This is a genomic window from Chloroflexota bacterium, from assembly GCA_016875535.1.
Lineage (GTDB): Bacteria > Chloroflexota > Dehalococcoidia > SHYB01 > SHYB01 > VGPF01.
In genome coordinates, this window is sequence record VGPF01000016.1 from 1 (window position 1) to 22,629 (window position 22,629).

At 63.9% G+C, this 22,629-nt stretch carries 23 protein-coding genes and 1 tRNA gene; 9 read left to right on the plus strand and 15 right to left on the minus strand.

The annotated features are described in order from the left end of the window. Positions 1-200: 200 nt before the first annotated feature. The gene (locus FJ039_06160; GenBank protein MBM4405750.1) at positions 201-872 is read left to right on the plus strand and encodes a site-specific integrase; all 672 of its coding nucleotides are present in this window, start codon (positions 201-203) and stop codon (positions 870-872) included. A gap of 66 nt (positions 873-938) precedes the next feature. Here FJ039_06160 and FJ039_06165 read toward each other — a convergent pair. Beyond that, positions 939-1,010, minus strand: a tRNA-Lys gene (locus FJ039_06165). 298 nt (positions 1,011-1,308) lie between these two features. Next, positions 1,309-2,043, minus strand: a complete 735-nt coding sequence (lepB, locus tag FJ039_06170) for a signal peptidase I (protein ID MBM4405751.1) — start codon at positions 2,041-2,043, stop codon at positions 1,309-1,311. Positions 2,044-2,171: 128 nt separating this feature from the next. Between lepB and FJ039_06175 the strand changes: the two genes are divergently transcribed. The 3 genes from FJ039_06175 (at position 2,172) to FJ039_06185 (ending at position 4,493) form a co-directional block, all read left to right on the plus strand. Then, positions 2,172-2,756: a sigma-70 family RNA polymerase sigma factor gene (locus FJ039_06175; protein ID MBM4405752.1), complete on the plus strand. Its 585-nt coding sequence runs from the start codon at positions 2,172-2,174 to the stop codon at positions 2,754-2,756. 9 nt (positions 2,757-2,765) lie between these two features. Beyond that, the gene (locus tag FJ039_06180; GenBank protein ID MBM4405753.1) at positions 2,766-3,587 is read left to right on the plus strand and encodes a zf-HC2 domain-containing protein; all 822 of its coding nucleotides are present in this window, start codon (positions 2,766-2,768) and stop codon (positions 3,585-3,587) included. 63 nt (positions 3,588-3,650) lie between these two features. Further along, positions 3,651-4,493 (plus strand): DUF541 domain-containing protein, encoded by an 843-nt coding sequence (locus tag FJ039_06185; protein MBM4405754.1) that lies wholly within the window; start codon positions 3,651-3,653, stop codon positions 4,491-4,493. Positions 4,494-4,570: 77 nt separating this feature from the next. On the opposite strand, the gene ychF is transcribed toward FJ039_06185, so the two are convergent. The 3 genes from ychF to FJ039_06200 all read right to left on the minus strand — a co-directional run bounded on the left by ychF (position 4,571) and on the right by FJ039_06200 (position 8,015). After that, positions 4,571-5,668, minus strand: coding sequence for a redox-regulated ATPase YchF (gene ychF, locus FJ039_06190; GenBank protein ID MBM4405755.1), 1,098 nt, complete (start codon positions 5,666-5,668; stop codon positions 4,571-4,573). Positions 5,669-5,917: 249 nt separating this feature from the next. Then, the gene (locus FJ039_06195; GenBank protein ID MBM4405756.1) at positions 5,918-6,562 is read right to left on the minus strand and encodes a peroxiredoxin; all 645 of its coding nucleotides are present in this window, start codon (positions 6,560-6,562) and stop codon (positions 5,918-5,920) included. A 145-nt stretch (positions 6,563-6,707) separates the two neighbouring features. Next, the gene (locus tag FJ039_06200; protein ID MBM4405757.1) at positions 6,708-8,015 is read right to left on the minus strand and encodes an amidohydrolase; all 1,308 of its coding nucleotides are present in this window, start codon (positions 8,013-8,015) and stop codon (positions 6,708-6,710) included. A 144-nt stretch (positions 8,016-8,159) separates the two neighbouring features. On the opposite strand from FJ039_06200, the gene FJ039_06205 reads away from it, so the two are divergent. After that, positions 8,160-8,906 carry a glucose 1-dehydrogenase gene (locus FJ039_06205; protein MBM4405758.1) on the plus strand — a complete coding sequence of 249 codons (747 nt, stop codon included), beginning with the start codon at positions 8,160-8,162 and terminating at the stop codon, positions 8,904-8,906. A gap of 12 nt (positions 8,907-8,918) precedes the next feature. Here FJ039_06205 and FJ039_06210 read toward each other — a convergent pair whose 3' ends face one another. Then, the gene (locus tag FJ039_06210; GenBank protein MBM4405759.1) at positions 8,919-9,971 is read right to left on the minus strand and encodes a cysteine synthase family protein; all 1,053 of its coding nucleotides are present in this window, start codon (positions 9,969-9,971) and stop codon (positions 8,919-8,921) included. After that, a complete protein-coding gene (locus FJ039_06215; GenBank protein MBM4405760.1) occupies positions 9,874-10,644 on the minus strand; it encodes a potassium channel family protein in 771 nt (256 codons plus the stop codon). The genes FJ039_06210 and FJ039_06215 overlap by 98 nt, the downstream gene beginning before the upstream one ends. Positions 10,645-11,287: 643 nt before the next feature. On the opposite strand from FJ039_06215, the gene FJ039_06220 reads away from it, so the two are divergent. Continuing rightward, the gene (locus FJ039_06220) at positions 11,288-12,061 is read left to right on the plus strand and encodes a hypothetical protein (GenBank protein MBM4405761.1); all 774 of its coding nucleotides are present in this window, start codon (positions 11,288-11,290) and stop codon (positions 12,059-12,061) included. Between the two features lie 6 nt (positions 12,062-12,067). After that, positions 12,068-12,430 carry a hypothetical protein gene (locus FJ039_06225; protein MBM4405762.1) on the plus strand — a complete coding sequence of 121 codons (363 nt, stop codon included), beginning with the start codon at positions 12,068-12,070 and terminating at the stop codon, positions 12,428-12,430. Here the strand turns inward: FJ039_06225 and FJ039_06230 are convergent. From FJ039_06230 to FJ039_06250, 5 genes are all read right to left on the minus strand, one after another. Continuing rightward, a complete protein-coding gene (locus tag FJ039_06230) occupies positions 12,427-12,957 on the minus strand; it encodes a 6,7-dimethyl-8-ribityllumazine synthase (protein MBM4405763.1) in 531 nt (176 codons plus the stop codon). The two genes, FJ039_06225 and FJ039_06230, sit on opposite strands and share 4 nt — an antisense overlap. Then, the gene (locus FJ039_06235; GenBank protein ID MBM4405764.1) at positions 12,954-14,195 is read right to left on the minus strand and encodes a bifunctional 3,4-dihydroxy-2-butanone-4-phosphate synthase/GTP cyclohydrolase II; all 1,242 of its coding nucleotides are present in this window, start codon (positions 14,193-14,195) and stop codon (positions 12,954-12,956) included. Before FJ039_06235 ends, FJ039_06230 begins: the two co-directional genes overlap by 4 nt. A gap of 141 nt (positions 14,196-14,336) precedes the next feature. Continuing rightward, positions 14,337-15,647 (minus strand): DNA polymerase IV, encoded by a 1,311-nt coding sequence (gene dinB / locus FJ039_06240; protein MBM4405765.1) that lies wholly within the window; start codon positions 15,645-15,647, stop codon positions 14,337-14,339. 102 nt (positions 15,648-15,749) lie between these two features. After that, the gene (locus FJ039_06245) at positions 15,750-17,570 is read right to left on the minus strand and encodes a hypothetical protein (protein ID MBM4405766.1); all 1,821 of its coding nucleotides are present in this window, start codon (positions 17,568-17,570) and stop codon (positions 15,750-15,752) included. A 39-nt stretch (positions 17,571-17,609) separates the two neighbouring features. Beyond that, positions 17,610-18,095, minus strand: a complete 486-nt coding sequence (locus FJ039_06250) for a hypothetical protein (GenBank protein MBM4405767.1) — start codon at positions 18,093-18,095, stop codon at positions 17,610-17,612. Between FJ039_06250 and FJ039_06255 the strand changes: the two genes are divergently transcribed. Continuing rightward, positions 18,031-19,101 (plus strand): NAD(P)-dependent oxidoreductase, encoded by a 1,071-nt coding sequence (locus FJ039_06255; GenBank protein ID MBM4405768.1) that lies wholly within the window; start codon positions 18,031-18,033, stop codon positions 19,099-19,101. The two genes, FJ039_06250 and FJ039_06255, sit on opposite strands and share 65 nt — an antisense overlap. Positions 19,102-19,122: 21 nt before the next feature. Then, positions 19,123-20,406 carry an MFS transporter gene (locus FJ039_06260; protein ID MBM4405769.1) on the plus strand — a complete coding sequence of 428 codons (1,284 nt, stop codon included), beginning with the start codon at positions 19,123-19,125 and terminating at the stop codon, positions 20,404-20,406. Positions 20,407-20,408: 2 nt separating this feature from the next. Here FJ039_06260 and FJ039_06265 read toward each other — a convergent pair whose 3' ends face one another. The 3 genes from FJ039_06265 to FJ039_06275 are packed head-to-tail and all read right to left on the minus strand — an operon-like array spanning position 20,409 to position 22,597. Beyond that, complete coding sequence (locus tag FJ039_06265; protein ID MBM4405770.1) at positions 20,409-20,954, minus strand: hypothetical protein; 546 nt, start codon at positions 20,952-20,954, stop codon at positions 20,409-20,411. Positions 20,955-20,992: 38 nt separating this feature from the next. Further along, the gene (locus tag FJ039_06270; protein MBM4405771.1) at positions 20,993-22,189 is read right to left on the minus strand and encodes an amidohydrolase; all 1,197 of its coding nucleotides are present in this window, start codon (positions 22,187-22,189) and stop codon (positions 20,993-20,995) included. Positions 22,190-22,225: 36 nt separating this feature from the next. Then, positions 22,226-22,597 (minus strand): 4-carboxymuconolactone decarboxylase, encoded by a 372-nt coding sequence (locus tag FJ039_06275; protein ID MBM4405772.1) that lies wholly within the window; start codon positions 22,595-22,597, stop codon positions 22,226-22,228. Between the last annotated feature and the right edge of the window lie 32 nt (positions 22,598-22,629).

Here is a 22,629-nt window from a genome sequence, read left to right on the forward strand (position 1 = left end):
GGGTGCGAACCTTTGAGACCGTGGAGGAGCTGCGCCTCGCGCTCCTTGCCTTCAAGGAGCGGTACAACCGGGAGTGGCTCATCGAGCGCCATCGCTACGCGACGCCAGAGCAAGCACGCCGTCAGTTGCTCGCTTGCCCTGTGGTTGCCGCATGAATACAATCACATCACTGTCCAAGAAATCAGGGGCGGTTCACAGACATGGTTCAGTCACCCTCGCCAGGCCAATACACTGTCCAGTGCCCCAGTGATGACGACGTCCTTAAAGTCCTCAAGGCCGCCGCTTTGACACCATTTGGCCCTATGGTTCGGTTTATCACAATGACGGGCCTACGTCGCGGTGAGGCGATTGCTCTTCGGTGGGAAAATGTTGACCTCGACCGTGGCGTTTTAGCAGTTACGGGCACAGCCCAGCGTTTTCGCGGCCAAGGCATTGTCGTCGAGTCGCCCAAATCCCAAGCCGGACGTCGCGCTGTCGCCATCGACCCCGATACCGTCCAAATGCTGCGCGACCACCGAGGTCGTCAGCTATTGCGAGCGGTCGAGTTAGATGGAGCCTTCGAGGACAACGGCCTGGTCTTTCCAGGCCCGCGAGGACGACTGATGGACCCACCGTATCTCACAAGGGCCTTCAAGAAAATGGCCGCCGTCGCCGGCGTTCCCCATATGAGGCTTCACGATCTGCGGCACGGCCATGCCGCCGGTCTCATCCGCTCAGGCGCGCATATGAAGGTAATCCAGTCGCGCCTTGGTCACGCGTCGGCGGCTTTTACGATGCAGGTCTACGGACACATCGAAGCGGACATGCAAGAGGACGCGGCAAACGCCTATGCAAACCGCCTGAGCGAACGCGCCAGAATAGCAAAAGAATAGCAAGCCGCCAAAACAACAGGCCCTCTCGTTTGTTAAGAAGGGCCCTTTTATACTGTTGAGAGGGAGTGAGCCCGGGGGGAGTCGAACCCCCGACACCTTGATTAAAAGTCAAGTGCTCTGCCGCTGAGCTACGGGCCCATGGAGCTACCAGTAGTCTAAAGCCTTTCCAGTCACTCCGCTACTCGATTCGCTGTTTCATGCCTCTTTCACGCCTAGGTCGCCTCACTTCATATCGGTTTGATAGATGCTTCCTATCCTCAAGCCTGAACGTTTTGACGAGGAGGGATGGGATGAATTGGCCGACGGCAACCTTTCTGATGGTGGCGGCGCTTTCGATCGCCTTGGTTATCGTATCGCTCATCTGGGCGCCCATCGCAAAGCGCGGTATAGAAAAGTGGGATGGCAAAGCATCGGCGCCCGATAAGAAAGAGGGGAGCTAGTTATCCAAAGACTCGGCGCGATACTGCTTGACGCGCCCGAACTGATCGGAGGGCCAGTAGGAGAACCAGGCCTTGCCGATGATGTGCTTCCGCGGAAGCGTTCCCCAATCGCGCGAATCGAAGCTGCGGGAGCGCTCATCACCCATCACGAAGAATTCGTTCTCCGGCACCACCGTGAGCGGCATGGAGCGTTCACCCACCAGGCCCGGGTCTAAGTAGTCCTCGTTCAGGCGCTCGCCGTTGCGGTAGACGATGCCCCGTCGGATCTCGATGGTGTCTCCCGGCAGGCCGATCACCCGCTTGATCAGGTTGCGCTGGGTCTGGGATGGCAGGTGAAAGACCACCACGTCGCCGCGCTTAGGCTCGCCGAAGGGCTCAAAATAGCCATCGCCGTTGCGGTCTAGGAAGGGGATATTGGAGACCCATCCCGGCAGATGCACAGCGCGATAAGCAGCCTTATTCACGATAATCATGTCGCCGTTGTGGATGTTCGGCGTCATGCTTGTCCCCTCCACCTCGAAGTTCTGAAAGGAGGTGCTGACAAGAAGAAATACCAGCGCGGCCAGCGCGAGCGTTTGCAGGTAGCCGAAGGCGGATCTCCAGGCATCCGGCGCCACCACCATCTCGGGCGGGGGCGCGGCCTGCGCTGGAGGCGGCTCTTGGACTGCCGGAGCGCCGCTCATGGGCGAAGGCTCAGGCGCGGCGCCAGGCTGTTGGGGAGATTCGTTCATGAATGCTTCAATTATAGGTGAGGGGGCGGACGTATTGCCAAGAGAAGACGCCGGACTGGGATTTTCCTCCAGATCTTCCGGAGGCCCATGCTAGAATGTGGCCCTGATCATTCCCCCTTTGCCTACTTATGGATGAACAGCAGCTCATCGAGCGCAGCCGAGGCGGCGATCTGGACGCCTTCAACCGCATCGTGGAGCTCTACCAGACCCAGGTCTATAACCTCGCCTACCGGATGCTCGGCTCCCAAGCCGCCGCGGAGGATGCCTCCCAGGAGGCCTTCATCTCCGCCTATAAGCACATACGCTCATATCGCGGGGGAAGCTTCAAAGGCTGGCTCTTCCGCATCGTTACCAACGCCTGCTACGACCAGCTCCGCTCCAAGAAGCGCGCCGCCGAGACCTCCCTCCAAGAGCGCTTGGACGACGACCCCTCCTGGCAACCGGCCTCTCCAGGGGAGTCTCCTGAAGAGGCGGCGTTGACTAGTGAGCTATCCAGGGAAATCTCCAAAGCCGTCTCTTCCCTGCCTGAAGACCAGCGCCTAGTCCTTGTCATGGCCAATATCCAGGGCTTCTCCTATGAGGAGGTAGCGGAGGCCACCTCTTCCTCCCTAGGCACCGTCAAATCGAGGCTGAGCCGCGCCCGTGCCAAGGTTCGCGACTACTTTTCCAGCCGACCGGAACTTTTGCCAGCCAAGTTCCGTCTTGAAGTGTAGAAGGATGCAATGATGCCCCTGTTCCGCAAACGTGCAGATGAGCGACGCCAAGAGCTGCTTTCGGCCTATCTGGACGGCAGAGTGAGCGAGAGCGAGCGAGCGGAGGTCGAGCGTCTCCTAGAGAAATCGCCGGAGGCTCGCAAAGAGCTGCAGACTTTGCGCGCCACCACCGCGATGCTCAAAGAGACGCCGGTGCTGAAGCCGCGGCGCTCCTTCGCCATCCAGCCCTCCATGGTCCAAGAGCGGCCCAAGACTCCCTCCACGATGGGCAGGCTCCAGTGGGCGGTGCCCGTGGCGGCGGGAGCGGCCGTCCTCTTCCTCACCTTCTCCCTCGTCGGCGGCTCCATCGGCCTCTTCGAAGGCGGCGGCACGCCCACCTCGGAGGACGGCCAGCAGTTCGCGGCTGGGGCGCCGCAAACATCGGAATCGGCGAGCCCTCCGGCGGCGACGGCACCCCCCAGGATCGCCTTTGCCCCCACGGCAAGCGCGCCTCCGCCGGCGGGGAGCTTCGCCCCAGCGCCCACACCTGCGCCGTTTGGCACGCCCGCTCCAACGCGGACGGCAATTGCACCTGCAGGCGCCGCAGGGCCCGCAGGCCCAGCCGGTATCGCATCACTGGACGCCCCAGCGCCCACAGCCACGCCGGCGCCTACGGCAACGAGCGCGGCAGCGCTGAAGGGAACGCAAGAGGATGCGCAGGCTATCGCCAGGGACGCCTATAAGAGTGACGGGGACGACTTCCCGTGGCTCGCCATTCAGCTTGCCGCAGGTGCCCTCACCATCGTCGCGGTAGCGACCTTCGTCATCGCGCGGCGGAAGAAGGCCCTTTAAGGACAGCGCGCATCACCAGCATCCTTGAATAGACCAAAACGGAATCATCTTTAGGAGGAAATCATGTACGAACAGACAGTCAAACGATGGATGCCCTTGGCAGCAGTGGCGATAGTCACCGCCCTGGTCATCACCGCCTGCTCGGATGGCGGCTCGGACAAATCGCCTACGGGCAACGGCGGCAACAGCGTCACGGATCTGGCTAAGACCGGCTCCATCAACATCCAGTCCCAACAGCAGACGGGCATCTGGGTGGACGGCTCCGGCTCTGTGCGGGTGACGCCTGATATCGCCACACTCAACCTGGGCGTGGAGGCGCGCGCCGTGGCCGTGGCCGATGCCCGCGAACAGGCGGCAAAGGCCATGGACGGCGTCATGAAGTCCCTCAAGGACAACGGCGTGGCCGATAAGGACATCCAGACGCGCGGCTTCAACATCCAGCCCATCATCGTCTACGTGGAAGTAACGCCGTTCCCCGGCGATCGCAACCGGCCCACGGAGCCTCGTATCACCGGCTACATCGTCAGCAACTCCATCACCGCCAAGCTGCGCAAGCTCGATACCGTCGGCAAGGCGATTGACGATGCGGTGAAGGCCGGCGGCAACAACATCCGCTTCAACGGCATCGGCTTCTCCCTGGAGGACCCCAAGCCTCAGGAGACCGCGGCCCGCGACCTTGCCTTCAAGGACGCCAAGGCCAAGGCCCAGCAGGCCGCGCAAGCCCTAGGCGTGAAGGTCGGCGACCCCACCTACGTCACAATCTCAGGCGGCTCGCCTGTGATCCAGGAGAAGTTCATCGCGGCGGCGCCCAGAGCCGCGGGGGCGGACATCTCAACGCCTACCTCCATCAGCCCGGGTGAGCTGGACATCACGGTGCGCGTCCAGGTCGTCTTCGATATCGCCTAACGGCGACCCTGTCCGGTAACGAAAAGGGCCTCCCCGGTTCGGGGAGGCCCTTTTGTTTCCTGTATCGCCTAGCGCCGCTACACGCTGAAGAGATAGTTCGTGATATCGCCGTCCTTCACCTCATACGTCTTCCCCTCAAGGCGAAAGACGCCTCGCTTCTTTGCTTCGGCCATGCTCCCGGCCTTAATGAAATCGTCGTAGGAGACCACCTCGGCGCGGATGAAGCCCCGCTCGATGTCCGAATGAATCTTCCCGGCCCCCTTTTGGGCGTTCGCCCCGCGCTGGACCGTCCAGGCGCGGCATTCGTCCTCACCCACGGTGAAGAAGGAGATGAGGCCCAAGACCTCATAGGAGAGGCGGATCATACGCACTAGGCCCGACTCCCCTGCGCCCAGCGATTCGCGGAAGCTCTTCTCCTCCTCCGGCGTCATCTGTCCAAGCTCCGCCTCCAGCTTGCCGCAGATCACCACGCCCTTCGTCTTCGGCGTCGTCACCTTAGCGGCAAGCTCCTGCTCCAGTTTCGCCGAATCGGCCAGCTGTCCTTCCGCGATGTTCAGCGCGATGAGCAGCGGCTTAGCGGTCAGGAACTGGTAGTTCTCCATCACCCGCGCCTCGTCCGCCGTGAGGGTCTGCGCCCGCACCAGCACGCCCTTTTCCAGCTCCGCCTTCACCCGCTCAATGACCACCTTCTCCTTCGCCGCCGCCTCGCGCTCCTGGGGCTTGTTGCTCTTCGCCTGCTCCTGAAGGCGCTTCATGCGCTTTTCAAGGATCGCCAGGTCGGAGAAGGAGAGCTCCATGTCCAGCGTGGCGATATCGCGATAGGGGTCAACGCTGCCCTGGACGTGCGGCACCGCTGGGTCTTCAAAGGCGCGCAGCACGTGCAGCAGGGCGTCCACGCGCTGGAGGCGGTTCAGGAACTCGCCGCCGATGCCCGACTCCTTGCCCAGGCCCTCGGGTGCGCCAGGGATGTCCACATAGGTCACTTCGGCGGGGACCTTCTTCTTGGGCTTGTATATCTCCGTCAGGCGGTCCAGGCGCGCATCCGGCACCTTTGCCACGCCGATGTTCGCCTTGGTGCCTTGCGCCGCCGCCGAGACCTGGGCGCTGCCGCGAGTGAGGGCATTGAAGACGGTGGTCTTACCGCTCTTCGCCAGCCCGATGATGCCGATTTCCATGGGAAGACGACCTTTGGTGAGGGGATGAAAACAACCCTACCAGGATAGCAGGAACCGGCTGCTAGCTGCGTACTGTGTGCACTCGCTCCCGCTCGAACTGCACCAACGCCTTCGCAAGCAGGGGCCCGCGCTCCCGCAGCTCGTACTCCACGGAGACGATGGGCTTGTTGCACCGGACAAGCCGCATCAAACAAAAAGGCCCTCCGATTCCTCGGGGGGCCTTTCATGGAGGCTTCGCAGGCGAGACGACTAGATCTGCTTCTTGGAGAGATACCAGTCAATGACTTCCAGGCTCTTGTCCTTCACGCGCTCATCGGCCAGCTGGTCCGTGGCAGGCGCCGGGATGATGACCTTTTCGCCGGGCTTCCAGTTGGCGGGAGTGGCGATGCTGTGCTTATCGGCCGTCTGCAGGGCGTCCACCACGCGGAGGATCTCCTGCATGTTGCGGCCAAGGCTCAGCGGGTAGTAGATGAGGGCGCGGATCGTCATCTTGGGGTCAACGACGAAGACAGCGCGGACGGTTACCGTGGAGCTCGCGGTCTGGTGCACCATGCCGTACTTTGAGGCGACGTCCTTGTTCAAGTCGGCGATCACCGGGAAGGGAACTTTCTTGCCCTGCTTTTCGGCGATGTTGCGCGTCCAGGCGATGTGGGACTGGATGCCGTCCACGCTCAGGCCGATGAGCTTCACGCCGCGCTTCTGGAACTCGGGCCAGAGATCGCTGAAGGACATGAACTCAGTGGTGCAGACGGGGGTGAAGTCGGCGGGGTGGGAGAAGAAGACCACCCAGCTGTCCTTGGCCCATTCGCTGAACCTGATGGGGCCATGCGTGGTGGCGGCCTCAAAATCAGGGGCCTTATCCATGATGCGGGGAAGGCTTGGCGTTGGGGACATGACCATAGACGATACCTCCAATGTATTCTAGTTCGGATGCATCCTTCGCCTTGCAGAGCGAAGGCTCTCACCGGTGCTTCAGTGGACGCCCGCTGCCACAAGGGACACCCACGGGGTAACACCTTACCGTGTGATTTATACCCTGTCAATTCCGGATGTTGTATATGTCAAGCGCGTTCCTTCCGAGGAGCCGCCTTTGGGTATCACGGGGCATGCCCTTGATGTGTTCCCGCACGTCGGCCACCACGGAGGGCGCAGTGACGTCAGTGTGGGGGTAGTCGGACGCCCAGATCAGCTTTTTATCGCCAAGGACTTTGATCACGGCAGGGACACTCTTCTCGTCCGGGTCAACGGAGATATAGACTTGCCGCTTGAAGATCTTACTCGGATCTGCTGAGAGCCTATCCCGGTCCTGCGGGTTCACTTCGCAGAGCCAGTGATCCATCTGGTCCAGCCAGTGCAGCACCCAGCCGCCGCCGGACTCCAGCACGATCACCTTGAGCTTGGGGAAGCGATCCAGCACACCCGTGTTCACCAGCGAGGTCAGGGCGAAGTAGTTATCAAAGAGGAAAGAGAAGACCTTGTACCCGGGCACGCGCCCCCAATCGGTGCGGTAGAAGGTCATGGCGCCCATGCCGACTCCTCCAGCCGATGGATGGATGCCGAGCGGCGTGTTCATATCCTGCAGCTCCGCCCACACCACATCAAAGACGGGGTTGTGCAGCCAGTTCCCCTTATACGGGTTGGGCCGCACAAAGCCGCCGCGCATGCCTAGCTTCTCCACACAGCGCCGCGCCTCCTTGGCCGCCGCCTTCGGGTCCTGCATCGGCAGGGCCGCGATGCCGACGAAGCGCTTGGGCTGTTTGGCGCACCAATCGGCCAGCCAATCGTTATAGATGCGGCAGCACTCCACCGCCAGCTCCGCATTCTCAATGGATCCCAGGAAGAGCCCCAGCGTGGGGTACATGACGGCGATGTCTATCCCCTCGCGGTCGTTCTCCCTGGCGCGAGCATCTGGGTCGAAGCCTGCGGCGGGGCCCTCATCGTACCGTGAGCCCACGCCCATGAGCCGCCGTCTATTCGGCGACCAGCGCGCGCAGCCCACATCGCCCGCTCGCGGCGCCGGGATGATGACGCCGCCATCCGCGATGTAGCCTTCGCCCTTCTTCCCCTCATCCCAATAGACGCGCGGGGCGATCTCCTTGAACTTCCGGGAGACGTTCTCCGTCCACAGGTTCTTCGGCTCAAGCAGATGCCCGTCTCCATCAACAACGATGGGCTTGCGTGCGGCAGCGGCTGGCGACATGGAAGACTCCTTATCTCTAGTGCGGCTCGGGGGAAGAGGCACCATTATAGCGAAGCGCTGATGCCGTAGAGTCCCAGTGGATTCTCCCCAAGCAGCCTCCTGCGCGATGGCGGCGGGCCTGAGGCGCGGCGCGCCAGGCTTTCTCATGGCAGGGTGCGAAAAGCGGCCGCATTATACCAAGCCTACCACCCGGGGGCATGGCAGAGCAGAAGAAGGCCGGGATGCCGCCTTGACGCGCGCAGGCGCGGCCCCAATACTCAGCGCCAGCCCAACGGGAGGGAACGCTAAGCTATGCGCTTGCGAGAGAAGGTGGCCATCATCACGGGCGGAGGGGCGGGCGTGGGCCGGGCAACGGCGCTCCGCTTCGCGAAGGAGGGGGCAAAGGTTGTCATCGCCGATATCATCGGCGCCGCGGCCGATGAGACCGCGGCCCTGATCCAGCGCGAAGGCGGACAGGCGCTGGCGGTGGCGGCCGATGTGGGCAGGGTCGAAACGTGCCGGGTGGTGGTGGAAGCGACGGTCAAGCGGTTCGGCAGGCTCGATATCCTCGTCAACAACGCAGGCCTGCCCTCTTCCTATAGCGAAGGCACCGTCCACCACCAATGGGACCTTGGGATAGACCAGACGCTCTCCTCGGCCTTCCGCATGAGCCAGGCGGCCATGAAGCGCCTGCTCGCCAACAAGAACGGCGCCATCGTGAACATCTGCTCCATCGCCGGGACCAAGATGGGCACGAACCCGGCCTGGTACGCCGCGGCAAAGGCGGGACTCACGGGGCTCACGCGCTCGCAGGCTTACGTCTATGGCAAACAGGGCCTGCGCTCCAACGCCCTCTGCCTGGGCGTCACCGCCACCCAGCGCACCAAGCGCTACCAGGAGGATCCGGCGATGCGCGCTGGCGTGGAGGCGCGATTGCCTGTTGGGCGCTTGGGCAGGCCGGAGGAGATCGCCAGCGCGGCGCTCTTTCTGGCATCGGATGAGGCCTCGTTCATCACGGGCCAGGTCATCATCGCCGATGGCGGCCACACAATCGCGTAGCCCGCGCGCCGCCTACCACCAGTGGACTTCGTCCAGCTCCTCGTCCCGTCGCTCGGAGGCGTCCCACGGCCTTGAGGGCAGGTACTTCCAACCGCCATCGGCAAACATCACCACGATGTTGCCTTTCTCTATCCGCTCAGCCACCGTAAAGGCCACGTGCAGCGTCGCCCCTGCCGAGGCGCCCGCCAGGATGCCTTCCGCCCGCGCCACGCGGCGGGCGCATTCGAAGGCGGAGGCGCTATCCACGATGAAGCGCCCGTCCAGCGCCTTCAGGTCCAGTAGCGGCGGGAGAAAGCCCTCCTCCAAGCTCCGCAGTCCCTGGAGCCGCTCTCCCAGCTTCGGCTCGATGCCGATGATGCGGACGTTCGGCCTTGTCTCCCGCAGGCGCTTGCCCACGCCCATGATGGTGCCGCTGGTGCCGATGCCCGCGATGAAGACATCCACCTCCGGCAGCTCCTTCACGATCTCCGGCCCTGTGGTGGAGTAGTGCACATCCACATTCGCCTGCTCCGTGAACTGCCCCAGCAGCTTGAAGCCCCGCGAGGAGGCAAGCTCCTGCGCCGTATCTATCGCGCGTTTCATCCCGCCGTCCGCTTCGCACCACGTCATCTCCACGTCATACATCCGCAGGATGTCATAGATGCTGGGCGCGACGCCCCTGGGCAGCACGATGTGCGCCTTATACCCCCGCTGCTTGGCCACAAAGGCCAGCGCGACCCCCGTGTTGCCGCTGCTCGCTTCCACGATGGTGTCGCCGGGCTTCAGGTCGCCTCGGCGCTCCGCCGCCTCCACCAGCGCCAGGGCCACGCGGTCCTTGATGCTGCCTGTGGGGTTCTGCCCCTCCAGCTTCGCAAAGATGCGGACGCCGCGCTTGGGCGCAAGGGCAGCCAGTTCCACGAGGGGAGTATTGCCGACGAGTTTCAGCATGCCAGAGCGGTTCATAGGCTTATTGTACCGATTCGAGTCGTCACGCTCTGCCCCGGCGCAGCTTCGTGACCTCTTCCCGCAGGCTCTTGATCTCGGCCAGGAGCGTCGCCGCGTCCGGCTGGGCCGCCTCTTTCTCATCCTCCTTGTAGCTGTGCCGCACAAAGAAGGAGGCGATGTTCGCCGTGAGGCCGCCGAAGAGGGCGATGCCGCCGATCATCAGGAATGAGCCCATGGCGCGGCCGGCGCCCGTCACCGGGAAGCGGTCGCCGTAGCCCACCGTCGTCACCGTCGTGATCGCCCACCAGAGCGCATCATCGAAGTCCTTGATATTGGAACCGGGGTAGTCTACTTCAACCGTCGTCACCACCATGGCCGCCGTCACGATGATGATGACGGCGTAAAGGAGGAGAAAATCCACGTTCGCCAAGCGCCGATAGCCGGTGACGGCGCGGGAGCTGAAGACGAGAAGGCGCAGGAGACGCAATGGCCGGAAGAAGGGCACCGCGACGATAACAACATCTATCCAATGCGTGCGGAAGAACCGCTTCCTGTCCGGAGCTATCGCCGCTTTGACCACCAGGTCTACGGCAAAGACAGCCCAGATAAAGTAGTCCATCGCAAGAAAGACCGCTTCTTCTTGCCTGGTCAGATCCCACAAGAACGGCCCCATGAGCAATGGGACCATCACGATCGAGAGGACCATCAGCGGGAACTCCGTCAGCCCCTCCACACGCTTCAACAGCCGCTCGCGCTCGCCCACCGACATGCCGCCCACCGTGACCTGTGTTCTGGGCTCTTGTTTCTCTGCCATGCGTCTCCCTCCGTCAGATGCCTCGTATGTCGCATCCAGTCTGAGGACGCGCCGGTTGGCAGTCAAGAAGAATCGCGTCGAATAGAGCCGAGCAACGTGCCTATGCACCGCTGCGAATTCCGTCAGGGCGCATTGCGAAAAATTTCCCAAAACAAAATGATGCAGAAATACTATTGACCAGGGACAACCCCAGTGATTTGATAGGGGCAAGCTTAGAGGAAGGAGGGCTAACGGCGATGAGCGTGAAGTTAGCAACTCTATGTTTCTGGCACTTCCCTTAAGCACGCCGCCAGCCCCGAGCGAGAATGACTAAGCGATCTGGGACTGGCGGGAGCGGAAGCCGAGTCGCGGCTCTTGCACACGAGGGGACAATTCCCACTCCGGCCGTATGTCCGGGATAAACAAGGCCCGATCGGCGATAAATCGAATAGCTTTGCGCGACGCCCTGGGGCCTGCTCCCTGGGGCGTCCCTTTTCCCCTCACCTTCTACCCATGTCCCGTCTGCAGCTCCGGACAACTGACCATCTCCATCCAAATCTGTGCTCATCCGTGAAGTTCTGTGGATGAATCATCTCCCTCTTTGCCTTGACACCTCTCCAGGCCGGACAGCATCATGGAGTGACCCCTCACAAAGGAAGTCTCCATGGGCAAACTCCTGGACAAGCTCAGCCGCATCGGCAAGGCCTCGGCCCCCCGCATGGGCTTCGCCCCTGCCGCCACCCAAAAGCAACCCTCCCTCGCCCTCATCGTGGCCCTGGATAGGGCCGATAAGGAGACGGCCAAAGCCGCCCTCCAGGCCGGCGCCGATGCCATCGTCGTGATGAAGCAGGCGGCCGCCAAGAGCAAGACGCCGCTGGCGCAATCCCTCGGCGCGGGCGAAGGCATCCCTTGCGGTGGCGATATCAGCGAAGGCCAAGCCTCCGACGCCTCTTCCTGGGACTTCGCCCTCCTTGGCAAAGGCACGACTATCGAGGATGCCAACCTCGGCGACCAGGTAGACAAGGTCCTCTGGCTCCCTCAGCCACCCAACCTTGATCTCCTTCAGGCCCTGGATGGCATCCCCGTGGATGCCATCGCCATGGACGCCCGCAACCAGCTCAAGCCCCTCACCCTAGAAGGCCTCTCCGCCTTCCACCGCGTCGCCTCCGCCACGCGCAAACCCCTCCTCGCCTCCGTGACCCTCGCCCTCCCGGCGGCCACTCTCGCGGCCCTTCGCGATGCCGGCATCAGCGGCCTCATCGCCGAGTTCGCCTCCCCCATGGACGCCAAGAAGCTGGAGACCCTGCGCCAGGCCGTGATTGACCTGCCGCCGAAAAAGCAGAAGAAGTCGGACGCGCGCGCCGCGCTCCCGCTGGGCCTCATGGCCCAGGCTACCCAGGCTCCCGCAGCCCCCGACCGCGACGGCGACGACGACTAAACCTTGGTGCGCCCCGTCAAACTCGCCGGATACCTCGCTGCACTCTGGGCGGTCCTCGCCCCCCTCTTCCTCTTCCTGCCTATCTACGAAGGCGCAGGCGCGAGGGAGAGCACGAACGCGATGGATGCAGGGAAGTTCGGCGAGGCCATCGCCGTCCTGGGCGCAACCTGCGCCCTCGGCCTCATCGGCCTGGCGGGCCTCCTCCTGATCGCACGCGGCAATCAGGCCGGAAAGTGGGCGACGGGCGTGGTAGCCTTTCTCCTGCTGATGCTGAGCGCCTTCACCGCCAAGACCACCGGCTGGTTCCTCTTCCCGCCCGGCCTGCTCTTCATCGTCCCCACACTCTGGTTGACTGGGGAGAGGCGCTAGTCCTCGCCTGCCTCGTCGAACTGCTCGGCCAGGCTCACCATCTCCAGCACCGTCATCGCCGCCTCATAGCCCTTGTTCTCTTTCCCTTGGCCTGACCGCGCCAGCGCCTGGTCCAGGTTCTCCGTCGTCAGGATCCCCATCCCGATGGGAATGTCGTCGTCCACGGAGACGCTCCCTACCCCGCGGATGGCGCCATCGGAGACGTAGTGGTGGTGGTCCGTCTCGCCTTTGATGACCGCGCCTAGGCAGATAAGGCCGTCGTACTTGTCCGTATCGGCCATGCGCATGGCGGCGTAGGGAATCTCGAAGGCCCCCGGCACCCAGGCGATGTCTATATGGTCGGCGGCCACGCCGTGGTCAAGGAGCCCTTGTTTGGCCCCGGCCAGCAGGCGCGAGGTGACGTTTTCGTTGAAGCGCGAGACGATGATGCCGATGCGGCGGCCCTTGCCGCTCCGCGACCCGGTGAACTCGCGGCCCGGGCCCTTCCCGGCGGCGCGCTCCCCTTGCGGGCGTCCCTCGCGGCTCATTCCTTCTCGACGTTCCATTCAGCCAGCGGCGAGACGCCCGGCATGATGTGGCCCAGCTTATCGCGCTTCGCCTCAAGGTAGCGGATGTTCTCCGGCGTCGGCGGTGCCACGATGGGCATGCGATCCACCACGCGCAGGCCGTAGCCCTCAAGGCCCACGATCTTGCGCGGGTTGTTCGTCATCAGCTTCATATCCTTCACGCCCAGGTCCACCAGGATCTGCGCGCCGATGCCGTAATCCCGCAGGTCGGCGGGAAAGCCCAGCGCCAGGTTCGCGTCCACGGTGTCCAGTCCGCCGTCCTGCAGGGCGTAGGCCTTCAGCTTATTGTGCAGGCCGATGCCCCTGCCCTCTTGCTTGATATAGATCAGGATGCCCTTGCCCTCTTGCTGGATGGCCCGCAGGGCCATCTGCAGCTGATCGCCGCAATCGCAGCGCATGCTGCCGAAGACGTCTCCTGTGAGGCATTCGCTGTGGACGCGCACAAGGATGGGCGAGCCGTCCGCCACATCGCCCAGCGCCAGGGCCACATGCTGGCCGCCGTCCACCACACTCCGGTAGGCGTAGGCCTTGAACTTCCCGTACTTGGAGGGCAGGTTCGTCTCCGCCACCCGCTCGATCAGCTTCTCGTGCTTGCGCCGGTACTCGATGATCTGCGCGATGCTCACGACCTTGATGCCGTGTTCCCTGGAGAACTTCTCCAGCTCCGGCATCCGGTGCATGCGCCCGTCGTCGCCCATGATTTCGCAGATGACGCCCGCGGGCATGAGCCCGGCGAGCTTGCAGAGGTCAACGATGCCTTCCGTCTGCCCGGCGCGGACAAGGACGCCGCCGTCCCGGGCGCGCAGGGGGAACATATGGCCCGGACGCGAGATGTCATGGGGCTTGGTGCCCGGGTCAACGAGCGTCTTGATGGTGGCGCAGCGGTCGTAGGCGGAGATGCCGGTGGTCACCCCCCGGCGCGCCTCCACGGAGACGGTGAAGGCCGTGCCGAACTGGGACGAGTTGTCCTGGTCGTGCACCATCATGGGGATCTGCAGATCATCCAGGCGCTGGCGCGTCATGGGGATGCAGATCAGGCCCCGGGCGTGCTTGGCCATGAAGGCGATGGCCTCCGGTGTCACCATCTCGGCCGCGATAGCCAGGTCGCCCTCGTTCTCCCGGTCTTCGTCGTCCACCAGGATAAGGAACTTGCCTGCGCGGAGGTCCCGAACCGCCTCTTCGATTGTGGCAAGGGGCATAAGGTGCGCCTCTCCTGTTCCGAATCAGGAAATCCATTATAGCGCACGCATCACACCCCCGCCCCAGGCGTCCCCCGACGTATTATGTCGCGACCTCGCGACCCCTTCACCCTCCGTTCTTTCTTCCCGCTTCCTGGTTCTTTATCTTGAGAGCGCAGGCGTCGCCAGCACATAGCCCCCGCGACTCTTCTTCGCCTCTTCCCCGGCCTTCGCCCGCCCAGCGCGGTGGCTTACAGAGAAGGGCCCCGGCGCCAGCGCATAGTCGCCCTTCTCTTCCTTGTACAGGGCCTTCAGCTCCCGCGCCAGCCCCGTCTCGATGACAGTGAAGCCGTGCTTGTCCCGCACCGCGTCCAGCGCCTTCGCCAGCCGCTCGTTGCGCGGCATCGCCTCTTCAAAGAGCGGCATCTGCGCCGTCGCCTCCTGCAATTCGCTCACGCCGATACCGATGAGCCGCACCGGCCCGCCGCGCTCCTGCAGCGCCTTCTTGAGCAGCGCCTCCCCTGCGGCGAAGATCTCGGCGTCCGCGTTGGTCCAGCTCCGCAGCGTCCTGTGCCGCACGATGGTATCGAAGTTGGCGTAGCGAAGCTTGAGGACCACGCGCCTGCCGCGCTGGCCCTCGCTCCGCATGGTGGCCCCCACGCGCTCGCCCAGGTAGCGCATCGTCGCCCGCAGCAGCTGCACGTCCTCGATGTCCTTCGCGAACGTCGTCTCCCGGCTATGCGATTTCTGTCGCTCCCGCTGGCTCACCGGGCTATCGTCTATCCCATTTGCCCACAGGTGCAGCAGGTCGCCCCACGCGCCGAAGCGCCTATGGATCACGGCCGGCGATGCCTCCGCCAGCTGGCCGATGGTGCGGATGTTCAGCTCGCCCTCCAGCGCCGCGCTGACCTTTTCGCCCACGCCCCACAGCTTGCGCACAGGCAGCGGCGCCAGGAACTTCCGCTCATCCCCCGGCGCGATCTCCAGCAGGCCGTCCGGCTTGCAGTGATCTGAGGCGACCTTGGAGACGACCTTGTTGCTGGAGATGCCCACCGATGCCGTGATGCCGATCTCCTCCCGCACCCGGCGCCGTATCAGCTCTGCGACGACGAACGGCTCGCCGTTCAGCAGCTCCGTCCCCGTCATATCGGCGTAGGCCTCATCCAGCCCGCCCGATTCCATGTGCGGCGCGTATTCGCCCAGGATGCGCATGAAATGGGCCGAAGCCCGCTCGTAGTGCTCGAAGCGCCCCGAGATAAAGATGGCCTGCGGGCAGAGGCGCTTCGCCTCGCCTAGCGGCATTCCGGCGTGGAGGCCGTAGGGCCGCGCCTCATATGAGGCGCAGGAGACGACCCCCCGGCCCCGCGGGTCCCCGCCCACGACTACCGGCTTCCCTTTCAACGATGGGTCCAGCACCCGCTCCACGCTGACAAAAAAGGCATCCAGGTCAATGTGAAAGATGACTCGTCCCATTGGCGCTCCACCTCGCCAAAGAATAGCACGGATGTTCTCACAGCATCCCTAGGGATGTCAAGGGGGCGTGGGAAACCGCCGCGGAAGGCCTGGGGGTGAAGCCTACGCTTCGTAGAGCCGCACTTCGTCCTTGGCGATGACAAGCACCAGCCGCCTCCCCGCGTAGAGCCTAAGAACGTCCGGCAGGGCGCTCAGGGCCGTCAGCGGCAGTCGCCCCAGCTCTCTCCCGGTGGCCGTTCGCTCCGCCACCCGCGCCCCATCGCCAAGGCTGGCTTGCACCATCGCCGCAGTCTCCTCCGGCACACCCAGCGCCGTCAGCCGCACCTGCGCTGGCCCGGCGATGGCCTCCTTCGCCTCCGGCGCCGCCTTCACGGCCAGCCCCGGCTCCTTGGTCACGCGCCAGTGGTAGAGCGCGCCCGCCCCGGCGATGATCAGCACGCCAAGGCTCCACCGAGCCTCCCGGAGCCAGCTTCCGCGGAAGGTATCGTCCGTGGCATCCCGCAACAGGTTATAGAGCGCGTGCGCCCCGGAGCCGATAACCGCCAGCATGGAAATGCCGATGACGATGTAGAGATAGCCCCGCAGAAAATCCCGATTGAGGCGTTCGCCCAGGCCCCGCCACTTCGTCCAGGCCCCGGTCCACAAAGGCGCGCCCAGTACCGCCGTCGAAATGCCGATGGCGATGCTCCTCCGCCACCAGTCGTCGTTCACAATCAGCCCGCGCGCCGGCTGCGAAAGCCCTCCGCAGATCGCCCCAACAAAGAAGACCACAGCCGTGGCCAGCGCCCCCAGTCCCATGATGCTCACCACGGCCAGCATCAGGTTGCGCGCATCCGCCGCCCGGTTCCCGATCTTCCCAGGGCCGCCATAGAAGTCCAGATGGAAGTAGCCTGCCACCAGGCCCGCTGGGATCCCGGCGGCAAGCACCATCGAAAGGAAGCGATAGTGCGAACCGGCGATCAACTCCCCCGGCGGCGCAAGGAACCACCAGGCAAAGCCGAAGAGGAGAATCCCCGCCGCGACCACGAGCGTGATGCTGGAACCGATGCCCGCGATGATGCTCGCCGCCGCTCGGCCCGTCGTCGCCCGCTCTTCCTTGGCGCGGACCAGCCAGTGGTAGCCCCACACCGCCGCCCCCGCGCTCAACAGCCCGATGCTTGATTGGACCGACTCGCTATCGAACCGCGAGTTCACGATAACCGATGAGGACGAGAGCAGTGATTCGCGAGCCTCATGGAAGACCTCCGCCAGGATGCCGGAGAGTCCGGCCACGCCTACGCCAAGGGCATAGAGCGCCGTCACATACGTCCCCAGCTGCCATAGGCCATCCTGCGGCGCGCCCTTCGCCATCTCCCTATCGGCGAGCCGTTGATGCGCGCCCCAGACGATGCCCCACACCAGCGTCGCGGCGAAGGGATAGCCGCTGAACTCGTCTGCCGTCGCGGCCCAGCGCAGGAGCCGGACCAGGGCGATAAACAGCACCACCGTGGCAACGAAGGCAGTGAGACGCAGATAGATGCGCCGCTCCGGCGATGCGCGCTCCGCCTCGCCCTGCGTCGCCAGAGCGCGTTGGATGAAGCCCCAATGGACCGCCCAGACAAGCCCGCCAATCGCCAGCATCGCCAGCCCAACAGCCACCCGCGTCTCAGATGTCTTGGCCAGGATAGTGTCGGAAGGCGCGATCGCCTCAAAGAATCGCTGGAGGAGAAAGACAAGCCCCGTCGCCCCAGCCATCAACCCCCCGAACGAAATCACATAGGCATAGAGCCGGAACGGCGTGAAGCCGCGTAGGCCGCGCCCATCGCCCTCGCCACGGGACCGCCGCGCCGCTCGGACGATAAGCGCGATCCCGAGGATGATCAGCCCCGAGACGACGGCAAGAAAGGCGACGACTGAGAGGATGATCCAGGCCCATTCAGGCATAGGTCCCCCGCGAAGGCCGAATATCGAACAACGCTGCGCTCATGGCGATGGAAGGCGCGGCGGTGTTTCGGGGCAGAGGAAGAACGGCCACGGCAGCGTATTCGGCGATGAGCCGCCAAGGATCCAGCGCCCATCACGCCGGGTGAGGCGAAAGTCCGTCCTGTAGCTATAGCCCGAATCAAAGACACCGTCGTTATCGCGCTTCATCTCAACGGTGACCAGAGCCGTCTCCCCGGAGATCGTCGCCTTCCGAAGGGTCACGGTGGACTCCTCCAACTCCTCCACCTGATAGCGGTTCCAGACATCCCCTGCTCTACACCGCTCCAGCGCCGCAGGGTCAACATACTGCTTCGCTCGCTCAAACTCCTCATCCCGCAGGGCGCGCAGGTAGCCCTGTACCGCCCCCTCCGGCGAAGCCGGGTCGTAGCTCGCCTCCTTCGGGTCCATCGCCAGCCCCACGATGACCGCCGCCGCAATGAGCGCGACGAAGATTCCGCCGCCTAACAGGAACCAACGTCTATGCACGGCATATCCTTTCGCCTACCACTATAGCCTGTTCCCGCGCATTCCAGTGCCCCTCCCCCTTCGCCGAATGCGCTGCGCTATACTGAGCGCACTTCCCCCTGGAGGACTCGTCATGCTCGCACTCGGCTTCATCGGCCTAGGGAAGATGGGCCGCCCCATGTCCCACAATCTCCTCAAAGCGGGCTTCCCCCTCACCGTCCACAATCGCAGCCGTGCTGCCGTCGCCGAGCTCGAGAGGTCCGGCGCCAAGGCCGCTCACTCTCCGCAAGAGGTTTCGGCTCGATCCGAGGTCGTCATGACCTGCCTCCCAAACGTGGCCTCTGTGGAAGAGGTCTATTTCGGCAAGGACGGCCTTATCGAAGCGGCGCGCCCAGGCCGGCTTCTTATAGACCACAGCACCGTCGGCCCAAAGACCAGCCTCGCTATCCACGCCGCCGCCAAAAAGAAGGGCGTCGCCTTTCTGGATGCCCCCGTCAGCGGCGGGCCTCTGGGCGCAACCAACGCTGCCCTCACCATCATGGTCGGCGGCGAGAAGGCCGATTTCGATCGCGCCATGCCCGTATTCCAGGCCATGGGCAAGGCCATTCGGCTCTGCGGTCCGCCCTCCAGCGGCGCGATCATCAAGCTGGCCAACCAGCTCCTCGTCGCCATCCACACCGCCGCCGCCGCTGAGGCCCTCGCCTTCGTCACCAAGGCCGGCGGCGATCCGAAGATCGCCCTAGAGGTCCTGGGCACCGCCTTCGCCGCCAGCGCCATGCTCAATCGCAACGGCCCGCTGACCCTGGAGCGCAAGTTCGAGCCCGGCACCCCGGTTGACCTCATCCTCAAGGACCTGCGCCTCATCGCCGAGGTGGCCGATGAATCCGGCACCCGCATCCTCATGGGCGGCCAGGCGCGGCAGGCCTTCACGGAGGCTTCGCTTCAAGGCTTGGGGCTAAAGGACATGGCCGCCCTGGTCCAACCCCTGGAGCGCCTCGCAGGCATAGAGGTCAGGGCTAAGGCCTAGCTCCCGCTGCGCTGAACCACCTTGCTGAACCGCTCCACATCGCAGGTCCGCTTCTGGCAAAGGCCCTTCTACGGCTGGTACATCGTCGGCATCACATCCTTCCTGACCATGTACCTCTCCACAGCCGTCATCTACGGCTATTCCTTTTCGTTCGTCGGTATGCGCAACACCTTCGGCTGGTCCGCCACCGCCACATCGGCCGCCTTCGCCTTCCAGCGCATCCAGGGCGCCTTCATCTCGCCCATCACCGGGATGCTGGTAGACCGCCTCGGTCCCCGGAAGATGATTACCTCCGGCATCACCGTCACATCCGCAGGCCTCATCCTCATGAGCCGCATTCAGAACCTCTGGCAGTTCTATCTCACAGCCCTCGTAGTCGCCCTCGGCATGTCCCTCGCCTTCAACGTCCCCATGTCCACCCTCGTCGTTCGCTGGTTCAAGCGCAACCGCAGCAGGGCTCTTGGCCTGCTGATGATCGGCCCGCCCATCGGTGGCCTCTTTGTCCCCATCGTCGGCGCCGTCTACTCCGCCTGGGGCTGGCGCGATGCCATCCTCGCCTTCGGCATCTCTACCGGCGCCATCGGCATCCCCCTCAGCCTCCTCCTCTACAACACGCCCCAGCAAAAGGGCCTGCTCCCGGATGGTGACGTCCCTGGTTCGGACGAGGAGGGGAGTGCAGGGGCCGCGGCCGTCGGCATGACCGTTCGGGAGGCCCTTCGCAGCCGCGCCTTTTGGATCCTCTCCATTGCCCTCTCCATAGAAGGCATGGCCCTCAACGGCGCGATCGTCCACCAGGTCCAGCATCTGCGGAACGAAGGCTTGAGCGAAGGCGGAGCGGCCACTGTCGTCTCCGTCCTCGCCACCTCATATCTCGTCGGGCGCATCCCCTTCACTCTCTTCGGCGATAGGCTGCCCGGGCAGCTCCTCGCCGTCGCAGCCGTCGTCTCCGCAGGGCTCGGCTTCCTCCTCTTCGGCTTCCCGAGCCATCTCTGGGCCGTCGCCCTGGCCATCCTCTTCTTGGGCATCGGCCACGGCGTCATCACGCCCCTGCGCAGCATCATCGGCGCCGACTATTTCGGCACAAAGGCCTTCGCCAGCATCATGGGCATCTTCGAAGTCCCCTTCATCATCGGCGCCATCTTCGGCCCCCTCATCCTCGGGGCCGTCTTTGACTGGCGGGGCGATTACACCTTCGCCATGGTCGCCATCGGGCTGCTCATCATCGCCTCGGCACCCTTCCTGCTCCTCCTCGGCAAGCCGAAATACGCTGTGCCAAGCAAACGCCTGGCCAAAAAGCGGTCCTAAAGCTACCGGAAGGGCGCCGTGAGCCACTTCCACACGTTGCGAGCCGCGTCGAATGCCGTCACTTCGTCCAGCCACTTACCCCAGTGGAGCGCGTACTCCTGAAACTCCTTCAGCGCGACCAGCGGCGCAAGGGCAAGCGCAACATTGCGGGCCGTGAATCGGAAGGATGGCTTCCGCGTTAGGATGATTGCCGCAAAGAGGAACCAGAACTCAAAGACGTTCGGGAAAAAGAGAAGGATCGCCCGCTCGCCCGTCGCTTCATAGGCGATGAACCCCACCATCCGGATCGCCAGCAATCCAACGGCGACCCGCTTCGGCGTGGAAGGCCACCTCATGGCCATGATGAAGAACGTCCCCAAGTACGCCAGGTCGGCGTACTTATCCAGGGCCTGGTAGTCCGGCACGCCCCCAAGATCGAGCGCCTGGCGAAGGTACAGGTCGCCGAGGTCAACAACGATGGCGATGATCGCCCCGGCAACAGGCCACCGCAGCACCGGTAGCGCCCCGGCAACGCGCACCAGCAGGATGATGAAGACTTCAAGCGTCATGCGGAGATGACCCTGTCCTCTCCGCGCATGGCTTTACGCTACTTCTTCGCCTTCGCCCGCTTCGCTCCAGGGGCAGGCGCATGCACCGGCAGGCCGTAGAGCTTGCAGCAGTTGTCCCACAAAATCTTGCGCTTGGACTTTTCGGGAAACGGCAGGCCCAGGAAGCTCTCCACCGCCTTCGGGTACTTGGAATCGCCATGCGGGTAGTCCGTGGAAAAGACGAGATTATCGTCGCCGAACTGCTGGATGTAATACTTCGCCGGGGCCTCGTCCGCCTCCACGGAGATGTAGCAGTTCCGCAGGAAATATTCGGAGGGCTTCATCTTCAGCTCAGGCGCTTCATGGGCGCCCGTCCACTCATAGTGCTCGTCCAGGCGGTAGAGCAGCCATGTCGCCCAGGAGCAGTTGCCCTCAAGCAACCCCACGCGCAGCTTCGGAAAGCGTTCCAGCACGCCCCCGCCGCACAGGCTCACCGCCACCGTCATGATGCCCAGCGGCTGGGAAAAGGTGTGCCACAGCATCAGCTTATCGAAGATGCCCAGGGAGAAATCCGGCGTCAGGTACGTCTGCCCGCCGCCGTGGAAACTGATGGGCACATTGAGCCGTTGGATCTCCTCCCACAGCGGGTCGTAGCCAGGGTGGTGCCACGGCCGCCGGTTCACCGTCCCCGGCGCAAGGAAGAGCGATTTGAACCCCAGCTCCTTCACGCACCGCCGCGCCTCCTTCACGGAGGCCTCCACATTGTGCGGCGCAAGAAGCCCCGCGCCGATGAAGCGTTCCGGGTACTCCTGCACAAAGTCCCTCATCCAGTCGTTGTACGCCCTCGCGATCGCCGCCGCAAAGTCCGGCTCGATGCCGTCTATCCCCTCGTGCTCCGGCGTATCCACGCCAAGCACAAAGAGCCCCCTCGTCGGGAAGAGGATCGCCAGGTCCAGGCCCTCCTTGTCCATCGCCTCTTTCTGTGATGTGGGGTCCCAGTGCCTCGCCTCTGATGAGGCATATGCCTCATCCTGGTGCTTCCGCCACCCGTAGCGCCGCTCCGGCTTCGGCTGCGGGCGCACCCGCCCCGATCGCAGCATCACCCGTGATTTCACCCGCACACGCATATCTCGCCTGAACTCGGCCAGTCCCACCGGCGCGGCATGCTTGAACTCCGGCGCGATGTACCTCTGCCACAGGTCGGCCGGCTCAAAGATATGCATATCGCTATCTATGATTTTGAACCCGCTCTTCATGGCGCTCCTCCCAGCCGTCGGCTCCCGGTGGCCCGGCTACTTCACGTCGTTAAAGACTTCCTTCGCCACGCGGAAGGCCGTCACCGTCCTCGGCGCGCCCGTGTAGGCCAGCGTGTGGATCAACAGCTCCACGATCTCTTCCTTCGTAATGCCGATATTCAGCGCGCCGCGGATGTGCCCCTTCAGCTCCTCCGGGTTCCCCAGCGTCGTCAGGATGGCGATGGTCAGCAGGCTCTTCGTCTTCAGCGGCAACCCCGGCCGCGACCACGAATCGGAGAAGCAATGCTCTGTCACCAGGCGCGTCAGGTCATGGGCATTCGCCGGGTCGCCGGGAGATGCCTGCATCCCCTTGCTCCCCTTCCACAGCGTCTGCACAACGCCGATGCCCTTTTGATACCGCTCTTCCATCATCATCTCTTGAGACATCCTTCGCCTCCTGT

What these genes read in the sequence shown, in the direction of transcription:
- FJ039_06160 (MBM4405750.1), top strand. Translation starts at nt 201, where the DNA reads ATGGTTCAGTCACCCTCGCCAGGCCAATACACTGTCCAGTGCCCCAGT.
- lepB (MBM4405751.1), bottom strand. Translation starts at nt 2,043, where the DNA reads ATGAACGAATCTCCCCAACAGCCTGGCGCCGCGCCTGAGCCTTCGCCC.
- FJ039_06175 (MBM4405752.1), top strand. Translation starts at nt 2,172, where the DNA reads ATGGATGAACAGCAGCTCATCGAGCGCAGCCGAGGCGGCGATCTGGAC.
- FJ039_06180 (MBM4405753.1), top strand. Translation starts at nt 2,766, where the DNA reads ATGATGCCCCTGTTCCGCAAACGTGCAGATGAGCGACGCCAAGAGCTG.
- FJ039_06185 (MBM4405754.1), top strand. Translation starts at nt 3,651, where the DNA reads ATGTACGAACAGACAGTCAAACGATGGATGCCCTTGGCAGCAGTGGCG.
- ychF (MBM4405755.1), bottom strand. Translation starts at nt 5,668, where the DNA reads ATGGAAATCGGCATCATCGGGCTGGCGAAGAGCGGTAAGACCACCGTC.
- FJ039_06195 (MBM4405756.1), bottom strand. Translation starts at nt 6,562, where the DNA reads ATGTCCCCAACGCCAAGCCTTCCCCGCATCATGGATAAGGCCCCTGAT.
- FJ039_06200 (MBM4405757.1), bottom strand. Translation starts at nt 8,015, where the DNA reads ATGAGAAAGCCTGGCGCGCCGCGCCTCAGGCCCGCCGCCATCGCGCAG.
- FJ039_06205 (MBM4405758.1), top strand. Translation starts at nt 8,160, where the DNA reads ATGCGCTTGCGAGAGAAGGTGGCCATCATCACGGGCGGAGGGGCGGGC.
- FJ039_06210 (MBM4405759.1), bottom strand. Translation starts at nt 9,971, where the DNA reads ATGAGAAAGAGGCGGCCCAGCCGGACGCGGCGACGCTCCTGGCCGAGA.
- FJ039_06215 (MBM4405760.1), bottom strand. Translation starts at nt 10,644, where the DNA reads ATGGCAGAGAAACAAGAGCCCAGAACACAGGTCACGGTGGGCGGCATG.
- FJ039_06220 (MBM4405761.1), top strand. Translation starts at nt 11,288, where the DNA reads ATGGGCAAACTCCTGGACAAGCTCAGCCGCATCGGCAAGGCCTCGGCC.
- FJ039_06230 (MBM4405763.1), bottom strand. Translation starts at nt 12,957, where the DNA reads ATGAGCCGCGAGGGACGCCCGCAAGGGGAGCGCGCCGCCGGGAAGGGC.
- FJ039_06235 (MBM4405764.1), bottom strand. Translation starts at nt 14,195, where the DNA reads ATGCCCCTTGCCACAATCGAAGAGGCGGTTCGGGACCTCCGCGCAGGC.
- dinB (MBM4405765.1), bottom strand. Translation starts at nt 15,647, where the DNA reads ATGGGACGAGTCATCTTTCACATTGACCTGGATGCCTTTTTTGTCAGC.
- FJ039_06245 (MBM4405766.1), bottom strand. Translation starts at nt 17,570, where the DNA reads ATGCCTGAATGGGCCTGGATCATCCTCTCAGTCGTCGCCTTTCTTGCC.
- FJ039_06255 (MBM4405768.1), top strand. Translation starts at nt 18,031, where the DNA reads ATGACCGCCGCCGCAATGAGCGCGACGAAGATTCCGCCGCCTAACAGG.
- FJ039_06265 (MBM4405770.1), bottom strand. Translation starts at nt 20,954, where the DNA reads ATGACGCTTGAAGTCTTCATCATCCTGCTGGTGCGCGTTGCCGGGGCG.
- FJ039_06270 (MBM4405771.1), bottom strand. Translation starts at nt 22,189, where the DNA reads ATGAAGAGCGGGTTCAAAATCATAGATAGCGATATGCATATCTTTGAG.
- FJ039_06275 (MBM4405772.1), bottom strand. Translation starts at nt 22,597, where the DNA reads ATGGAAGAGCGGTATCAAAAGGGCATCGGCGTTGTGCAGACGCTGTGG.